Raw genomic sequence first — 16,175 nt, forward strand, 5'->3', positions numbered from 1 at the left:
GCCGTTCCTTCCTTCCCCGATCCCCCTTTTCTCCGATCGCGTCCAGCGGCCTTGACGCCGCCCCGTCCAACCGGCTTTCTGAAGGCCGTCAAAGGCTTTCCCGATAGCGTCCCGCCCGTGCGTCCCGCCATCCTGTTTCCGCTGTTCAAACCGGTCACGGCACTCCCCGGCCTCGGCCCCCGTCTGGGCAAGCTGGTGGAGAAGCTGGCCGGCGCCCATGTGGTCGATCTGCTCTGGCATCTGCCCTGCGGGGTGGTCGACCGCCGCTTCTCGCCGAAGATCGCGCAGGCGCCGCACGGCCGCATCGCCACCCTGACGGTGCGCATCGATTCGCACGCTCCGCCGGTGAACCCGCGCCACCCCTACAAGATCCGCTGCACCGACGAGACCGGCGTTCTGGAACTGGTGTATTTCCACATCCGTGGCGACTGGCTGTCGAAGCAGATCCCGGCGGGGACCACCATGGTGGTCTCGGGCAAGGTGGAATGGTTCAACGACACCGCCCAGATCACCCACCCCGATGCCGTGGTTCCGGTCGATTCGAAGGAAGATCTGGAACTGGTGGAGCCGGTCTATCCCATGACCGCCGGCTTGCCGGCCAAGACCCTGCGCAAGGCGGTGCGCGCCGCACTCGGCGATATCCCTCGGCTCGACGAATGGCAGGACCCGGCTTGGCTCGCCCGCCGGCAATGGCCGACCTGGGCCGAAGCGCTGACCCGCGCCCACACGCCGGAGGACGAAGGCGACCTTGCCGCCACCGCGCCCATCCGCTGCCGCCTCGCCTATGACGAGCTGATGGCGAACCAGCTGGCGCTGATGCTGGTGCGGGCCAGCCAGCGACGGTTGGCCGGGCGGGTGACGCAGGGCGACGGCAGTTTGCGACGCGCTGCGCTGGCGGCGCTGCCCTTCTCGCTGACCGGATCGCAGGCGGCGTCGCTGGAGGAAATCTACGCCGACATGGCGGCCGAGCGGCGCATGCTGCGGCTGCTGCAGGGCGACGTGGGCAGCGGCAAGACCGTCGTGGCCCTGATGGCGATGCTGAACGCGGTGGAGGCCGGTGCCCAAGCCGCCCTGATGGCGCCGACCGAGATCCTTGCCCGCCAGCATGCCGAGAGCCTGGCACCGCTGTGCAAGGCGGCGGGGGTGGAGATCGGGCTGCTGACCGGGCGCGACAAGGGCAAGGCGCGTCAGGCGGTGCTCGACCGGCTGGCGTCGGGCGAACTGCCGCTGCTGGTGGGGACCCATGCCCTGTTCCAGGAGGATGTCGCATTCAAGGATCTGGCGCTGGCGGTGATCGACGAACAGCACCGGTTCGGCGTCCATCAGCGCCTGCAGCTGTCTGCCAAGGGGCGGGCGGTCGACGTGCTGGTGATGACCGCGACGCCGATCCCGCGCACCCTGACGCTGACCGCCTACGGCGACATGGACGTGTCGCGCCTGACCGAGAAGCCGGCCGGCCGCAAGCCGGTGCAGACCGTCACCATCGCTCTCGACCGGCTGGAGGAGGTGGTCAACGGCATCCAGCGCAAGGTGGCGGAGGGGGCCAGGGTCTATTGGGTCTGCCCGCTGGTCGACGAATCGGAGCAAAGCGATTTGGCCGCCGCCACCGAACGCCATGCTTTCCTGCGCGCCACCTTCGGCGACCGGGTCGGGCTGGTTCATGGCAAGATGCGCGGTCCGGACAAGGACGCGGTGATGGCCGCCTTCGCCGCCGGCAACCTCGACGTTCTGGTCGCCACCACGGTGATCGAGGTCGGCGTGAATGTGCCGGAAGCGACAGTGATGGTGATCGAGCATGCCGAGCGCTTCGGCCTCGCCCAGCTCCACCAGCTGCGCGGCCGGGTCGGGCGCGGCGAGAAGCCGTCGAGCTGCCTCCTGCTGTTCGACTCGAACCTGACCGAGACGGCGCGGGCGCGGCTGAAGACGCTGCGAGACACCGAGGACGGCTTCGTCATCGCCGAAGAGGATTTGCGCCTGCGCGGTGCCGGCGAGGTGCTGGGGACGCGTCAGTCCGGCCTGCCCGGATTCCGGCTGGCCGATCTGGCGGTGCACGGTGATCTGCTGGCGGTGGCGCGCGACGACGCCCGGCTGGTGGTGGAGCGTGATCCCGACCTCGCCAGCCCGCGCGGGCAGGCGTTGCGGACCCTGCTCTACCTCTTCGAACGCGACGCGGCGGCCAAGACCTTGCGGTCGGGCTGATCCCGGTCGTCGTCCTGATCCTGGTCCTGATCCCGTTCATGGCCGGCCGGCGGCTCCACCAGGGTAGGGCGGCGGTCGGGCGGAACGACGATGCCGCCGGACATCACCAGCTTCAGGCCGTCTTCGACCGACATGTTCAGCGCGGTCACCTCGCGCCGCGGCACCATCGCCAGATAGCCGGCGGTGGGCGGCGCGCAGGGGATGAAGACGTTGACCATGTCCTCTGCCTGTCCGGCCAACTGCAACTGCACCTCCGGATGGGCGCTGCCGGTGATGAAGCCCAGCGACCACACGCCGGGGCGCGGATACTGGATCACCACCACTTCGCGAAAGGCGTTGGATTTCTTGGCCAGCACGGTCTCGAAGATCTGCTTCACCGCGCCATAGACGGAGCGGACGACCGGCATGCGCCCGACCACCCCTTCGCCGAGGCCCAGAACCAGCCGGCCGACATAGCCGGCGGCGAAGGCGCCGATCAACGTGACGACGACGATCACCACCAGCAGCCCAAGGCCGGGGATCGAGAAGGGCAGGTAATTTTCAGGGTTGTAGGCGCTGGGGATCAGCGGTCGGATATGGCCGTCGATCAACGAAACGAACCACCAGGCGATATAGGCGGTGATGGCGATGGGGGCGGTGACCAGGATGCCGGCCAGGAAATAGGCGCGCAGGCGCCCCATGAAGCCGATGCCCTCGCGGCGGTGCCGCGCCGGCTCCGCCGGCTGGGCTTTTTCCTGTGCCTTCAGGTCCTTCTGATCTCCGCTCACGCCTGTCCATCCGCCTGTCGTCTGCCCGCGCCATAGTGGGGCAAGCGCGCGCCGCTCTCAACTGCCGTGTGGAGCGGACGGGTCAGCCGACAAGCGATCCGGCGATCACGCACAGCAGGGTGACGGCCCCGGCGATGGCGGCGCCATCGACATGGTTGGGGAAGGCCTGCCAGAACTCTTCGCCGGAGATCGGCTCCGGCGCATCGAATTCGTCCATCGACAGGCCGGCGGCCATCCCGCCGCAGGTGCGGTCGGCGATCGCGCCCGACAGGTGGGCCATGGCGACGGCCAGGTAGCAGAATGTGGTGAAGTCCAGAAGGAAGCCGAGCGTGCTGGTCGATTCGCCCAGCGGGCTGGCAGTGAAGCCGGTGGCGGCGACCGTGCTGGCCATGGCGATGGACGCGGCGAGGGGGATCAGGGCGACCGAAAGCAGGCGCTGGGAATCGACGCGGCGGGCGGTGGGCACGGGGAACAGGCTGGGCATGATCGACGCTCCGGCAGCAGGTGAGAGGGCGGAGGGGGACTGATTGGCGGGATCTCTAGTCCCTTCTGCCCGTTCAGCGTTAACGGAGGGTTGACACCGGCCATTGGTCACAACGCCTTCCCCCTTTGTGCAGGTCGAGCTATCCTTTCGCGCGACAAGCAATCCGGGCCGGAGGCCGAAACAGTCCCGTGTCAAAAGCCGAGTTGCCGAACCTGGAGGCCGTGCCCGAAGCGCCGCATGCCGGGCTGGACCGCATCGCGCTGCTGCACCCGCTGACCGCGGAGCAGCGGTCGGACGTGGCGCGCCAATGCCGCTGGCGCCGCTTCGCTCCGGACGAGCAGTTGATCGACCATTGGGCGGAAACCCGTGACGTCGCCTTCATCGTGGACGGGCGCGTGCGTGTGGTCAGCCACTCCGCCGGCGGGCGCGAGGTGAGCTTCAGCGACATCGAAAGCGGGGAATTGGTCGGGGAGATGTCGGCGCTGGACGGCCGGCCGCGCTCCGCCTCGGTCGTGGCGCTGGGGGAGGGGGCCTTGATCGCCTTCCTGCCGGCCCGGCCCTTCCAGCAGCTGGTGGCTGCCCATCCCGAACTGGCGATGGCGATGATGCTGCGGCTGTGCGACAAGCTGCGCAGCGCTACCGACCGCATCATGGAACTGTCGACGCTGGGTGCCAACAACCGCATCCATGCCGAGCTTCTGCGCCTTGCCAAACGGGGCACGCGGCGGGGGGCCTCGGCGATCATCGCCCCCATTCCGGTTCATTCCGACATCGCCGCCCGCGTCAGCACGACCCGTGAGACCGTTGCCCGCGTGCTGAGCGATCTGACCCGCGACGGTGTTCTGGAACGGCGCTCCGATGCGCTGGTGGTGCGCGATTTGCCGAAGCTGGAACTGCTGGTCGAGGATGTCCGCGGCGGCGTGTGACGCACCGAAATCGGGGCTCAGCCTGTTGCAACCCAACTCTGAAAATGGACCGGCCCAAAAATGAAAAGGCCGCGGCCGCCCGTATGAACGGGCAGTGCCGCGGTCGCCTTTCGGTTCCGGTCGATGTGCTGCGCCGAGGTCAGCGCTGCAGCGAGCGGAACAGGATCGCCATGGGGGTTGCCTGCACCCAGTCCGCCAGGAAGATGCCGACCGGACGCATCACGATGGCCGCCGGGGTGGCTTCCAACCAGTCGGCGATGAAATCGCGGACCGGATGCAGCGACAGGCCGTCGCCATGGATGTCTTGATCACCGCGATGAAGGCTGAGGCTGCTCATGATGGTCTCCGTTGAAGAAGGCAGGGAGGTCGGCGGTGGGATCAGTGCTTCAGCAGGCCGAGGACGATGCCGGCCGGGGTGGCGGCGACCCATTCGCGCAGAAAGGCCGCGACCGGGCGCAGGACCAGATAAGCGGGGGTGGCTTCGAACCAGGCCACCGGGAATTCGGCGACGGCGTGGAGGGCATCGGTCGAAGCGTGGTTGTCGGTGCCGGGCTGGAAAGTGGTGGTGGTCATGATCGGTCTCCATCAAGCTGGTGAGGAGACTATATACTGGTATACCCAATGCCAAATACGCTTCCTCTGCATTGCTGGCTGCTGCAAAAATTACAGCTGCACCGAGATTTTCTTGATCAGATCATTGGTGACCCAATTAATCAGCAACACAAACCTTATGCGGCCGATCGGCCCGTCGGGGGTGCTCCCACAGCGCGGCTGAAATGTTTGAACGATCAACCAACGTCTTGACAGTCCAGGCTGAAAAAACGACTTCAAGTCCATGGTTCAATACATCGGTCCCGATCCGCTTCGCAGCCTGTACGATGCCGTGCAAACCCTGCGGCGCGAACCTTCCGCCGCTCCCGAAGCCTCTCGCACGGCCAAGCTGCTGGCGCAGGGGCGTGCCCGCATGGCGCGCAAGGTGGGGGAGGAAGCGATCGAAGTGGCGATCGAGGCCATGCGCGGCGACCGCGACGCGCTGGTGATGGAGGGAGCCGACCTTCTCTACAACCTCGTCGTCCTGCTGGCGGACCTGGACATCGCGCCCGACGAAATCCTGGCGGAACTGCGCCGGCGGGAACTGGCCTTCGGGATCGCGGAAAAACTGCCGAAGTCCGACGATCCGATCAACGGGGTGGGAAGCGCAGCGGCCAAACGCGGCAAGCGCTGAGCCGCGCCGTCAGGACGCCTCGTCCTCCTGCGGGAAGACGAGATCGAAGCGCGTGCCGTCGGTGCGGGTGAGGCGGTACTCGCCGCGAATCTGGCGGGCGAAGGCGCGGATCAGATCCATACCCATGGAGCGCCGTCCCGGCTCAGCCGCCGGCTCCGGTTCGGGGGTGCCTGTGCCGTCGTCCGCCACCGCCAGGTGCAGCATGCCGTCTTCCGCCGTGACGGTGATGGTGATGGTGCCGGAACAGCGATCCGCAAAGGCATGCTTGAAGGCGTTCGACAGCACCTCGTTCAGGATCAGGGCGAAGGGAACCACCCTGTTCAAATCGACGGCAACCGGTTCCACGTCGTGATGAATGGCGATCTCCCGACCCGGACGCCTGTGGAAGCTGCTGAGATGGCCGATCAGCGCCTCGATGAAATTGTCGAGCCGGACCGAGGACACCCCGGTCGAGCGGTAGATCTGCTCATGGATCAGTCCCATCGTGTTGATACGGCTCAGCGCTTCGCTGAACGGCGCTTCCAGTTCCGGCGAGCGCTGGGCCTGCAATTCCAGCAGGCTGAGAATGACCTGCAGATTGTTCTTCACCCGGTGATGGATGTCGCGCAGCAGCACCTCCTTGTCCGCCAGCGCCTGGTCCAGGTGGTGGGTGCGCTCGGCGATGCGGCTCTCCAGCGCTTCGTTGGAGCGGCGCAGCGCTTCCTGTGCGTCTGCGGCCTGACGCGACCGGCGTAGCGCGATGACGCCAAGCAGTCCGAGCAGTCCGATCGATGGAATGGCGAACAGGGCATAAGGCTCGACCCGGTTGCGCCATGCCGCTTCGATGGAGGCGATATCGGTGCCATAGACCACATACACCGGGAGATTCGGCACCTTGCGGCGGGCCAGCACCCGTTCCACCCCGTCGAAGGAAGTCACGGCGCGGAAGGTGCCGTTCGCGTCAGGCGTGGTGACGAGTTCCGGAAACTGGCCGATGTCGGCGCGGTCCGGGGTACTGCCCAGGGGTTCCCGGACGATCGCCCGGCCATCTTCGCGCAGAAGCAGGATGACGTCGCGCGGATCATGCAGGACCGACCGGTAGAAATCGGCGAAATAGCCCGGCAGAAGAGAGATCTGCGCCACACCCTGGAACCGGTTGCCGGGCAGTTCCATTCGGCGGCTGAGGGTGAAGAAGATTTCCGAGTTGATCTTGCCGCTCAGCCGCGGGCCGATATGGATGGCGTCGCCGGCACCGAGATGGGCGCGAAAATACTCGCGGTCGGCGGCGCTCAGCACACGCATCGGCCATTCGAAGCTGCTGGCGCGGACACGTCCCGTCTCGTCGGTGATCCAGTAGGACTGAACCTCCGGCGTTTGCGACGCCAGCGTCTTCAGCCGTTCGTGCAGCAGGGGGGAACCGTCTATCCGCTCCCATCCCAGATCGTCGACCATCCATTCCAGATGGGACAGCGTCATGGCATGGATGCCGAGAGTCTTCGCCGCATGTTCTTCCAGCACGCGGGCGATCGCGGTGCTGCGGCTCTCCGCCTCCGCCATCACCTGACTGCGGTACTGGTGGGCGGCAATCGCCAGCATCGCGACCGCCAGGGCAAGGGCGACAGCCAGCAGCGCCAGGACCGCCGGCGAGGCGGCCTTGCGTTCCATTCGAACCGCATCCGGCCCTTGCACGGGTATCGGAGTCCCGGCGGCGCGTGCATCCTGTTCGAAGCCGGCAGGGGTCATCTGGACGTGGCGTTCCGTTGATGGAGGGCGGTGGTTACGCTCAAGCATAGCGCAACCTCCCGCTCCCGTCACCCTGCAACCATGTAGGGATTTGATTGCGATGATTATCTCGCTATGGTCGGACTCCGGAGTGGGGGCGCCGCCTTGCGGCCCGTAACGGTTGGGGAGCGCGAAAGGAAACCATCCGGGTCCATGGGAAAAAGATGCGCAGAGGCGCGACGTTGCCGGGTGGAAACCCGGTGGTCGTAAATACCCTAAACCTTTCCCTACGGAAGCTTCCGTCACTGCCCCTGGCGGCATCTTCTTCCCGAAGATTGTCAACGCCCGGAGACAATCTTCGGTCATATGCGACAAATTGAAACGAATGCTAGCGAAGGGGGCGAATCGGACTTGGAAGCGGCAACGTACAATGCTTCCATTGCACCTGAACGTCCTACAGGCAGGTCAGGCGGGAGGGCCGGGGCCAACCTGCGCGGGTTACGGGGAGGTGGGGGCATGATGGGGATGGATGGCGGACCGGACGACGAGTTGCTGTTCGGTCCGGAGGACGGGACCGTCATTGCGGTTCGTCCTCAACGGCAGTCCGGCTTGCCCTGGCCCATCCTGGTGGTGGACGACGACCCGCAGGTTCATGCCATGACCGCGGTGCTCCTGCGTGATTTCGACTTCGACGGCCGTCCCTTCGAGGTGGTCAGCGCCCTGTCGGCGGAAGAGGCGAAGGCGGTGCTGGCGCTGCGGCCTGACCTTCCCGTCGCCCTGCTGGACGTGGTGATGGAGACGGAGGACGCCGGTCTCAGGCTGGTCCGCCACATTCGGGAGGAGCTGGGAAACCAGCGCATGCGCATCATCCTGCGCACCGGCCAGCCGGGGCAGGCGCCGGAGCGCGACGTCATCGTCGGCTACGACATCAACGATTATAAGGCCAAGAGCGAGCTGACGGCGCAGCGCCTGTTCACCACGCTGGTCAGCGCGCTGCGGGCGTGGCGCGACATCGTGACGATCGAACGCAACAGGCAGGGGCTGGAGCGGATCCTCAGTGCATCGGCCTCCCTGTTCGAAATGCGGTCGATGCGCGCCTTCGTCGAGCAGCTGGTGGAGCAGATTGCCCGCCTCGTCGATCCGGGCGGTACACCCTCCGTGCTTGCCTGCCGGCCGCTGGAGCGCGGTGACGGCAGCCGGTCGGTCGCGCTGGTGGCCGGACTTGGGGAGTTCGCCCGCAGCATCGGCATGCCCGTTGCCGACGTTCTTCCGGCCGACGCGGCGGCGGAGGTCGAGGATGCGTTGGGGAGCCAGCGCAACCTGTACCGGGACGACCGTTGTGTTCTGGTTTTCCGCACGCGCGAGCATGGCGTGACCGTCTTCCGGCTGGAGCGGGCGGAGCCCTACACCCCCGACGAGCACCGGCTGCTGGAGCTGTTCTGCAACCGTGTCGCGATCGGCTTCGACAATGTCTGCCTGTATGAGGAGTTGGTGGCGCTGAACCGCTCGCTCGAGCGGCGCGTGGAGGAGCGCACCAACGAACTGGCCGCCAACCAGAAGGCGCTGATCCTGGCGAAGGAACGGGTGGAGCGTGCGCTGGAGTGCGAATTGCTGGCGCGCGACCGCCAGCGCCAGTTCCTGGGCATGGTCAGCCACGAGTTCCGCACCCCGCTCGCCATCATCGACAGTGCAGCCCAACTGCTTGCCATGAAGGCGGAACAGGTGGAGCCGGAGATGCTGGAAAGGCTGGCGGTGATCCGTGGCAGCGTCCAGCGCCTGACCGGCCTGATCGACGCCCATCTGACCGACGAACGGCTGCAGGGCAACGCGCTGGTGCTCGAACGCGCGGAGGTCGATCTTCCCGATCTGATCCGCGGCGTCGTGCGTCCCTTCCGGGTTGCCTATCCGGACCGTGAATTCCGGATGGAACTGGATGGGTTGCCGCGTCGCGTGGAAATCGATGCCCATCTTATCGGGCTGGTTCTGACCAATCTGATCAACAACGCGGTCAAATATTCCGGACCGGGCGGCCCGATACTGCTGCATGGCGATACGGACGGCGCCATGGCCGTGATCGAGGTGACCGACCATGGCCGGGGCATCCCGGATCCGGAGATACCCCGCCTGTTCGACCGCTTCTTCCGCGGCTCCGGCGCCTCGGGCATTCCGGGGACCGGCATCGGACTGCACACGGTGCAGCAGATCGTCCTGCTTCATGGCGGTGCGGTGGCGGTGGACAGCGAACTCGGCAAGGGATCGACCTTCCGGGTCGTATTGCCGGTGTGATGGTACCCGATGACGCGCCTGTTCGAAAGGGTATGGCCCTTTGGCATAAGGAATGAGATAGTCGGCACAGGTCCGGCACTGACGGAAAATCCGGCGGCTCCCATGCTTGCACAGCAGTATGCGGCGATAAAACGCGATCTGGATGACAAAGGTATTCTGTTTTCCTTCAGCGGATACTTGTCGGAAGGGATACTTTACTCCCTGGGTGAGGCGTTGCGGGAAAAGATGGCTCTGGAAGAGGCAGACGGTCCCACCATCCGTCGGGTCTTCTCCGTCTTTGTCGAGCAGATGCAGAACATCATCCGCTATTCGGCGGAAAAGATGTCGGGCAGCGCCGGCCGCGCGGTCGAACTCAGCGCCGGAATGGTGACCATCGGGGTGGAGGACGGCAAGGTCTTCATCGTCTGCGGCAACACCGTGCGCAATGGCGACGTTCCGCGCCTGAAGCAGCGGCTGGACCATCTGAAGAGCCTCGACCGCAATGGCATCAAGAGCTACTACCGTGAACAGCTTCGGGAGGAACCGGACGACGGCAGTCGCGGCGCGACCCTGGGACTGATCGAGATCGCCCGGCGGGCCAGCGATCCCATCGACTATGATTTCAACGCGATGGACGCGGACCGCAGCTTCTTCTGCCTCAAGGTCCGCGTCTGAGCGGCCGAACCGAGCGACGAGCCATGGACAGCCTGACCATCCCCGCCACCGGACGCACGCCGGGCGTCTCCTTCGACTTCGCCGGCGGCCATTTACGAATGACCGGCGAATCATATCCCGACGACGTCGCCGGATTCTTCGGCCCGGTGTTCGACGCGCTGCGTGGCTATCTGGCCCGCCCCGATGGCGGTCCGATCCGTTTCGACATGGAATTGCTGTATTTCAACAGTTCCAGCGCCAAAGCGTTGATGAACATCTTCCAGATGCTGGAGACCGTGGCGAAGGCCGGCCGGCCGGTGACGCTGACCTGGTGCGTGGAGGAAAACGACGAGTCCATGCGCGAACTGGGCGAGGACTTTGCCGAGGATCTGCGGCATGTCGTCTTTCGGATGCGGGAGATCCCCGCCGGCGGCAGCCCATGAGCTTCAACCTCTTCGCTGCTGAGGAGGAGGCGCTCGCCAAGGCCCGCGCGCTTGAGAAGAGGCTGGAGGCGCTGGCACCGCAGTGCCTGTCCGATTACCGCGAACTCGTCGCCGCCTTCGAACTCAGCACGCGGGAGCAGCAGCGGCTGGTGCGGGTCAGCGACCGCCTGCAGGCCCAGTTGAGCGACGCCAACCACGAACTGGAACGCCGGCGCAGCGAGGCTGAAGCCGCGCTGGAAAGCCTTCGCGAGGCGCAGGAGGCGATGGTCCAGTCGGAAAAGCTGGCTTCCCTCGGGGCGCTGGTCGCCGGGGTCGCGCACGAGATCAACACGCCGGTCGGGATCGCCGTTTCCTGCGCGTCCCATCTTGCCGATGCGACCCAGGCCTTGCGCCGCCGGGCGGAGGAAGGGGAATTGGGAAAGGCGGAGTTCGCCCGCTATCTCACCACCGCAATCGACACCACCGACCTCATCCTGGGCAATTGCGAACGGGCGTCGCAGTTGATCGCCGGCTTCAAGCAGGTTGCGGTCGACCGGGCCAGCGCGGAGCGGCGCGGCGTCAATCTTGCCGCCTATATCCAGGATACGCTGGTCAGCCTGCAGCCGAAGCTTCGGCCGTCCGGCCATGCGGTGGCGGTGAGTTGCCCCGACGATCTGGAATTGGACAGCTATCCGGGCGTGCTGTCGCAGATCCTGTCGAACCTGGTGATGAACGCCCTGACCCATGCCTTTGCCGATGGCCGGCCGGGCGACATGGCGATCACGGTGGATCTTCCGACTCCGGATACCGTCCGACTGTGCTTCACCGACAATGGCCGCGGCATGAGCGAAGAGCACCGCGCCCGGGTGTTCGAGCCATTCTTTACCACGCGGCGCGGGCGCGGTGGCAGCGGGCTGGGGCTGCACATCGTCCATAATCTGGTGGTCGGCGTTCTGAAGGGATCGATCACGGTGGACAGCGTGCCGGACCGCGGCACCAGCTTCACGCTGCTGTTCCCGCGCCGGACACCGGGTCAGGACTGACTTATCCCTGTGCCGCGCCCACCACCCGGATCGGAGCGGAGAAGACATAGCCGACGCCATGCACCGACTTCAGCGGGGCAGGGCCGCCGATGGCGCCCTCCACCTTGTGGCGCAGGCGGCCGACGACGGTGTCGATGGAACGGTCTTCCGGGTTCCAGCGGCGATTGTACAGAGCCTGGGAGATCTGGTCGCGAGTCGCCGGCTTGCGCGCCTGGGTGGCCAACAGGCTGGTCAGCTTCATTTCCATGCTGGTCAGGCTGATGCGGATGCCGGCCGGGTTGGTCAGGCTCCATTCCGTGGGGTCGAGCGACCAGCGCGCTTCGTCGGCGCCGTCATGGACGGAGTCGGCTGGTGCGGCGGCACCGGCGGCCTGGACCGCCGACTCGGCGGCACGCTCGCTCAGCCGGCGCAGCAGCGACTTTACCTGCGCTTCGAGTTCGCGCAATTCGACCGGCTTCACCAGATAGGCGTCGGCGCCGATCTCCAGCCCGACCACGCGGTCGACGGTGGAACTGCGGGCGGTGACCATGATGATGCCGGCGCCGTGGCCGTCGCGCAGACGTGCCGCGATCTTGAATCCGTCCTCGTCCGGCAGGTTCACATCCAGGACCACGATGGACGCGTTGTTGCTCTGGAGCAGACGGTCGAGTTCCGCACCGTCGCGTGCGCCGATCGCATGAAATCCGCAGCCCGTCAGGTATTCCACCATGTCGGACCGGAGCGAACTCTCATCTTCGACCACGACGATCGTCGGACCTGCCATGCCGTGCTCTCCCTGCTGCCACGCCTATGCACACCACTCCAACGGGTGGAACATACTCTAGGATGCCTAAATTTTAAAACAAAGTTGATGAGCCTCGAAAGCGACCTGTGAACCTGTCCCTGACCTATCGCAGATGGCGCGTCACAACCTGTCACAAAAGGTGACATCTCTGTAACAGATTCGCGCAAACGGTCCAGGCCTTTCATGCGGCCCGACGGCCTGATCCCGGTTGGGGAACGGCCGCTGCGTCGGTCAGCCGCACGCGGAACCCGAACAATGTGATGTCGTCGCGCTGTTCGCGGCCCGACTGAAAGCGGTCGAGGGAGGATTCCAACTCCGATTTCAGCCGATCCAGCGGGCCGGTGCCACCCTGCCGGAGCATGTCCCGCAGGCGGGCTCTGCCGAAGCTGCGTCCGCGTTCGCCGCCGCTCTGATCGGCCAGTCCGTCGGTCCCCAGGATGAAGGTCTGGCCCGGCCGCAGGAGAATGCCGTGATTCGTGAAGGACGACTCGGCTCCACACCGCCCGGCGGACTGCCAGGCCGGACGGTAGCCCAGGCTGCGCCGGTCGCCGCGCAGCTCCGTCACCCCGTCGTCGGTGACGATCAGCAGGGGAATGCGCGCGCCGGCATAAACCAGCCTCCCTTCGGCGGGCCGGATATGGCAGAGCGCGAGATCAAGGCCGTTGTCGAAGCACTCGGCTCCGTTGCGGGCTTCTCCCTCCTGGTGCAGGGCGGCGCGGACCTTGCGGTCGACGGCGGCAAGCACCGCTGCCGGGTCGGACGCGCCCAGAAGGTCCAGTGCGTTGTTCAGCATCGCGCTGGCGGTCATCGTCATGAAGGCGCCGGGCACGCCATGCCCCGTGCAGTCGGCGACCGCGACGACGTATCCGTCCGGCACCTCCCGGCAGACATAGAAATCGCCGCTGACCACGTCGCGCGGGCGCCACAGGACGAAATGCTCGGTGAGGCCGGCCGACAGCGTGTCGGCGGACGGCAGGATGGCGGACTGGATCAGCTGCGCATAGTTGATGCTGTCCATAATAGCGCGGTTGGTGGCGGCCAGTGCCTCGGTCCGTTCGCGGACCCGGCTTTCCAGCGTGCTGGTGTGGTCCTGCACGGTGGCCGCCATGCGGTTGAAGCCTTCCGCCAGCACGCCGATCTCATCGGTGCGGCCGGTATCCATGCGGGCGCCATAGTCGCCGCGCGCCATGGCGCTGGCCAATTGGGTCAGCAGGCGCAGCGGGCGCAGCACCATCCGGTTCAGCGTCAGGCCCAGCACCGCCATCGCCCCCAGCAGCGACAGCACCAGCAGCCCGACCACCGGCACCAGCGCATCCAAGGTTGCCTGCCGGACCTCCGCCGTCGAATAGGCGATCCGCAGGGTTCCCACCGTCTGGACCCGTCCCTCGCGCCCGTGCAGGACGATCGGCCGTTCGACGGTGATGCGTTCGGCGTCTTCCTCGTCGTCAACACCGATCTCGGCCAGCGGCACGTCGCGGTCGGTCTCGAAAACCGTGATGGAGCGGATGGCGGAATCGCGCCCGGTCAGTGCTTCGATCATCCGCTGGGCGCTGCGGTTGTCCAGTTCCCACACCGGGCCGCTCAGCGCGTCGGCCTGGGTCGCCGCGACCAGTTCGGCCCGGCGCAGCAGGTCCTGGTGGCGCTGACCCTCCACGATCCACTCCGACAGCAGCACGGCCGCCGATCCGATGGTCGCGGTCGTCAGCAGGATGGCTCCGGTCACCCGTGCCAGCAGAGAGGATCGGCGCCTCACGACAGGATCCCGCTCCGCCGCCACAGCATCTCCAGGCGCCCGTCCGCGGCAAGCCGGTCGAGCAGCGAATCGAGCCAAGCGGTCGCGACGGCTGCGCCCCGGCGCGTCAGGATGGTGTGCTCGTAGATCTGGTCGGTGCGCTCCGACACCACCAGCTGCCGCGCCAGTTCGGGCTCGCGCTGCAGGAAGCGGGTCAGGAAGGAGCGGGTGACGATGGCGAGATCGGCACGACCGGCGACGACGCTGCGGACGTTGCCCTCATGCGTCACCGTCACACGGGTGCGGAAGCGCTGTTCGAGGATCTTCGGATCGGCCTCGAACCCGGCGAAGGCGTAGTGGAACCCCAGCCGTCCGAGAATCGACTTGCCGGACAGGTCATCGAAATAGCGCTGGTCGACTCCGGGGGCTGCACGGGCGATGAACACCTCGGCGTCGCTCAGGAAGGGCCGGCTGGCCTCGACCGGCCGGCCTTGCCAGCCCCAATTGCGGCATTCGAAGGCGATCATGTCGAACCGCCCCTGTTCCAGGTCGTCGTACCGCCGCTGCGGCGCGGTGTGGACCATTTCGAACCGGAGTTCAGACTGGGCGGCGTTGAACAGGTCCAGCAGGTCGCGGGTAACGCCGCCGCCCGTCTCGTCGACGTAAGGGGGAAATTCGTAGGCGCCGACCCTGACGACGCCCAAAGCATCGGCGGGCACCGTATGCGCCGCGGCAGTGCGGCCAGCCAGCAGGGGCAGGGAGGCGAGGAGGGGCAGCGCGGTCCGCAGAACCGTGCGGCGGGATAGCGGTCCCGTCATCGCGTCCCCCTTCGTGCTACCCCATTCCGATCCGGATTAATCTACCCCGGTATGCACCCATGCCGCAATGCGGGACATTTCCTGTCGCTGGACGGGTGTCGGTAAACGGGCGGGCCGAAGCTGTCGGCCGCGCCATTCCCAAGTCCCGTGATCTCAGGCCGCTTCCGTCGCACGCTCCTGCTGGCTGTCGGCGAGTTCGGTGATCTCGCTTCCGCTCAGGGTCTCGCGCTCCAACAGGGCCTTGGCGATGCCGTCGAGCGCGGCGCGGTCGGTGCGCAGCAGGCGGCGGGCATGCTCCATGCCTTCGTCGGTGATGCGGCGGACCTCCTCGTCGATGCGCCATGCGGTACGCTCGGACCGGGCGCCCGGCTCGGCGGCGGCATGGGCGACATAGCCGATCTCCTCGCTCATCCCCCAGGCCGTGACCATGCGGCGGGCGAGGTCGGTGGCGGCGCGGAAGTCGGCTTCGGCACCCGTGGTGACGTGATCGTGGCCGAAGACGATCTCCTCCGCCGCCCGGCCCGCCATGGCGACGGCGATGTCCGCCATCAGCTTGGCGCGGGACACCGACACGCGGTCGCCCTCCGGCAGTCGCACCACCATGCCCAGCGCGCCGCCGCGCGGGATGATGGTGGCCTTGTGGATCGGGTCGGCCTGCGGGCAGCGCAGGGACACCAGCGCATGGCCGGCCTCATGGACCGCGATCAGCCGCCGTTCGTGCGCCGACAGGGCGAGGCTGCGGCGCTCGGTGCCCATCAGCACGCGATCCTTGGCGGCTTCGTAATCCGACATGGTGACGACGACCCGGCCCTGACGCGCCGCCGACAGGGCGGCCTCGTTGGTCAGGTTGGCGAGTTCGGCGCCGGAGAAGCCGGGGGTGCCGCGCGCCACGGTGCGGGCGCAGACGTCGGGGGCCAGCGTCAGCCGGCCTGCATGGACGTCCAGGATGGCCTCGCGCCCGGCCACGTCCGGCAGGCTGACATGGATGTGACGGTCGAAGCGGCCGGGGCGCAACACCGCGGCGTCCAGCATCTCCGACCGGTTGGTGGCGGCGATCACCACCACGTCGCCGCCCTCGACGATGCCGTCCATCTCGACCAGCAGCTGGTTCAGCGTCTGCTCGCGTTCCGAATGGCTGTTCGATTCGCCGCGCTT

General features: G+C 66.8%; 16 protein-coding genes. 7 read left to right on the forward strand and 9 right to left on the reverse strand.

The window, feature by feature from the left end:
• The first annotated feature begins 117 nt into the window (after window positions 1-117).
• On the forward strand, window positions 118-2,199 hold the full coding sequence (gene recG, locus VD964_RS03830; protein ID WP_324865746.1) for an ATP-dependent DNA helicase RecG: 2,082 nt from the start codon (window positions 118-120) through the stop codon (window positions 2,197-2,199).
• Here recG and VD964_RS03835 read toward each other — a convergent pair.
• Both VD964_RS03835 and VD964_RS03840 read right to left on the reverse strand, forming a co-directional pair.
• Complete coding sequence (locus VD964_RS03835; RefSeq protein WP_324865749.1) at window positions 2,151-2,966, reverse strand: DUF502 domain-containing protein; 816 nt, start codon at window positions 2,964-2,966, stop codon at window positions 2,151-2,153. The two genes, recG and VD964_RS03835, sit on opposite strands and share 49 nt — an antisense overlap.
• An 82-nt stretch (window positions 2,967-3,048) precedes the next feature.
• The gene (locus tag VD964_RS03840; RefSeq protein WP_014247954.1) at window positions 3,049-3,450 is read right to left on the reverse strand and encodes a hypothetical protein; all 402 of its coding nucleotides are present in this window, start codon (window positions 3,448-3,450) and stop codon (window positions 3,049-3,051) included.
• A gap of 188 nt (window positions 3,451-3,638) precedes the next feature.
• Between VD964_RS03840 and VD964_RS03845 the strand changes: the two genes are divergently transcribed.
• Entirely contained in the window at window positions 3,639-4,376 is a 738-nt protein-coding gene (locus VD964_RS03845; protein WP_324865752.1) for a Crp/Fnr family transcriptional regulator, read from the forward strand.
• Between the two features lie 139 nt (window positions 4,377-4,515).
• Here VD964_RS03845 and VD964_RS03850 read toward each other — a convergent pair whose 3' ends face one another.
• Both VD964_RS03850 and VD964_RS03855 read right to left on the reverse strand, forming a co-directional pair.
• Window positions 4,516-4,713: a hypothetical protein gene (locus tag VD964_RS03850; protein WP_324865754.1), complete on the reverse strand. Its 198-nt coding sequence runs from the start codon at window positions 4,711-4,713 to the stop codon at window positions 4,516-4,518.
• A gap of 41 nt (window positions 4,714-4,754) precedes the next feature.
• Window positions 4,755-4,949, reverse strand: a complete 195-nt coding sequence (locus VD964_RS03855; protein WP_149221842.1) for a hypothetical protein — start codon at window positions 4,947-4,949, stop codon at window positions 4,755-4,757.
• Between the two features lie 262 nt (window positions 4,950-5,211).
• On the opposite strand from VD964_RS03855, the gene hisE reads away from it, so the two are divergent.
• On the forward strand, window positions 5,212-5,601 hold the full coding sequence (gene hisE / locus VD964_RS03860; RefSeq protein WP_324865757.1) for a phosphoribosyl-ATP diphosphatase: 390 nt from the start codon (window positions 5,212-5,214) through the stop codon (window positions 5,599-5,601).
• A gap of 9 nt (window positions 5,602-5,610) precedes the next feature.
• Here hisE and VD964_RS03865 read toward each other — a convergent pair whose 3' ends face one another.
• Entirely contained in the window at window positions 5,611-7,245 is a 1,635-nt protein-coding gene (locus tag VD964_RS03865) for a sensor histidine kinase (protein ID WP_324865759.1), read from the reverse strand.
• A gap of 573 nt (window positions 7,246-7,818) precedes the next feature.
• On the opposite strand from VD964_RS03865, the gene VD964_RS03870 reads away from it, so the two are divergent.
• The 4 genes from VD964_RS03870 to VD964_RS03885 are packed head-to-tail and all read left to right on the forward strand — an operon-like array spanning window position 7,819 to window position 11,686.
• The gene (locus tag VD964_RS03870) at window positions 7,819-9,588 is read left to right on the forward strand and encodes an ATP-binding response regulator (protein WP_324865761.1); all 1,770 of its coding nucleotides are present in this window, start codon (window positions 7,819-7,821) and stop codon (window positions 9,586-9,588) included.
• 9 nt (window positions 9,589-9,597) lie between these two features.
• Window positions 9,598-10,242 carry a SiaB family protein kinase gene (locus VD964_RS03875; protein WP_324865763.1) on the forward strand — a complete coding sequence of 215 codons (645 nt, stop codon included), beginning with the start codon at window positions 9,598-9,600 and terminating at the stop codon, window positions 10,240-10,242.
• Between the two features lie 23 nt (window positions 10,243-10,265).
• Window positions 10,266-10,664 carry a DUF1987 domain-containing protein gene (locus VD964_RS03880; RefSeq protein WP_324865765.1) on the forward strand — a complete coding sequence of 133 codons (399 nt, stop codon included), beginning with the start codon at window positions 10,266-10,268 and terminating at the stop codon, window positions 10,662-10,664.
• The gene (locus VD964_RS03885) at window positions 10,661-11,686 is read left to right on the forward strand and encodes a sensor histidine kinase (RefSeq protein ID WP_324865767.1); all 1,026 of its coding nucleotides are present in this window, start codon (window positions 10,661-10,663) and stop codon (window positions 11,684-11,686) included. The genes VD964_RS03880 and VD964_RS03885 overlap by 4 nt, the downstream gene beginning before the upstream one ends.
• Window position 11,687: 1 nt before the next feature.
• Here VD964_RS03885 and VD964_RS03890 read toward each other — a convergent pair whose 3' ends face one another.
• The 4 genes from VD964_RS03890 to VD964_RS03905 all read right to left on the reverse strand — a co-directional run.
• A complete protein-coding gene (locus VD964_RS03890; protein ID WP_324865769.1) occupies window positions 11,688-12,449 on the reverse strand; it encodes a response regulator transcription factor in 762 nt (253 codons plus the stop codon).
• 202 nt (window positions 12,450-12,651) lie between these two features.
• Window positions 12,652-14,223 carry a SpoIIE family protein phosphatase gene (locus VD964_RS03895; protein ID WP_324865771.1) on the reverse strand — a complete coding sequence of 524 codons (1,572 nt, stop codon included), beginning with the start codon at window positions 14,221-14,223 and terminating at the stop codon, window positions 12,652-12,654.
• The gene (locus VD964_RS03900; protein ID WP_324865773.1) at window positions 14,220-15,020 is read right to left on the reverse strand and encodes a substrate-binding periplasmic protein; all 801 of its coding nucleotides are present in this window, start codon (window positions 15,018-15,020) and stop codon (window positions 14,220-14,222) included. The genes VD964_RS03895 and VD964_RS03900 overlap by 4 nt, the downstream gene beginning before the upstream one ends.
• A 153-nt stretch (window positions 15,021-15,173) precedes the next feature.
• Window positions 15,174-16,175, reverse strand: a 1,002-nt coding sequence (locus tag VD964_RS03905) for an AAA family ATPase (protein ID WP_324865775.1), incomplete at its 5' end; no start/stop codon positions are given.

Origin of the sequence: Azospirillum sp., assembly GCF_035628975.1 — a bacterium.
Classification (GTDB): Bacteria; Pseudomonadota; Alphaproteobacteria; order Azospirillales; family Azospirillaceae; genus Azospirillum.

Excerpts from the sequence above, each read along its gene's own strand:
- VD964_RS03875 (WP_324865763.1), top strand. The coding sequence starts at position 9,598 with ATGACGCGCCTGTTCGAAAGGGTATGGCCCTTTGGCATAAGGAATGAG.
- VD964_RS03885 (WP_324865767.1), top strand. The coding sequence starts at position 10,661 with ATGAGCTTCAACCTCTTCGCTGCTGAGGAGGAGGCGCTCGCCAAGGCC.
- VD964_RS03890 (WP_324865769.1), bottom strand. The coding sequence starts at position 12,449 with ATGGCAGGTCCGACGATCGTCGTGGTCGAAGATGAGAGTTCGCTCCGG.
- VD964_RS03855 (WP_149221842.1), bottom strand. The coding sequence starts at position 4,949 with ATGACCACCACCACTTTCCAGCCCGGCACCGACAACCACGCTTCGACC.
- VD964_RS03870 (WP_324865761.1), top strand. The coding sequence starts at position 7,819 with ATGATGGGGATGGATGGCGGACCGGACGACGAGTTGCTGTTCGGTCCG.
- VD964_RS03850 (WP_324865754.1), bottom strand. The coding sequence starts at position 4,713 with ATGAGCAGCCTCAGCCTTCATCGCGGTGATCAAGACATCCATGGCGAC.
- VD964_RS03865 (WP_324865759.1), bottom strand. The coding sequence starts at position 7,245 with ATGGAACGCAAGGCCGCCTCGCCGGCGGTCCTGGCGCTGCTGGCTGTC.
- VD964_RS03900 (WP_324865773.1), bottom strand. The coding sequence starts at position 15,020 with ATGACGGGACCGCTATCCCGCCGCACGGTTCTGCGGACCGCGCTGCCC.
- hisE (WP_324865757.1), top strand. The coding sequence starts at position 5,212 with ATGGTTCAATACATCGGTCCCGATCCGCTTCGCAGCCTGTACGATGCC.
- VD964_RS03840 (WP_014247954.1), bottom strand. The coding sequence starts at position 3,450 with ATGCCCAGCCTGTTCCCCGTGCCCACCGCCCGCCGCGTCGATTCCCAG.
- VD964_RS03880 (WP_324865765.1), top strand. The coding sequence starts at position 10,266 with ATGGACAGCCTGACCATCCCCGCCACCGGACGCACGCCGGGCGTCTCC.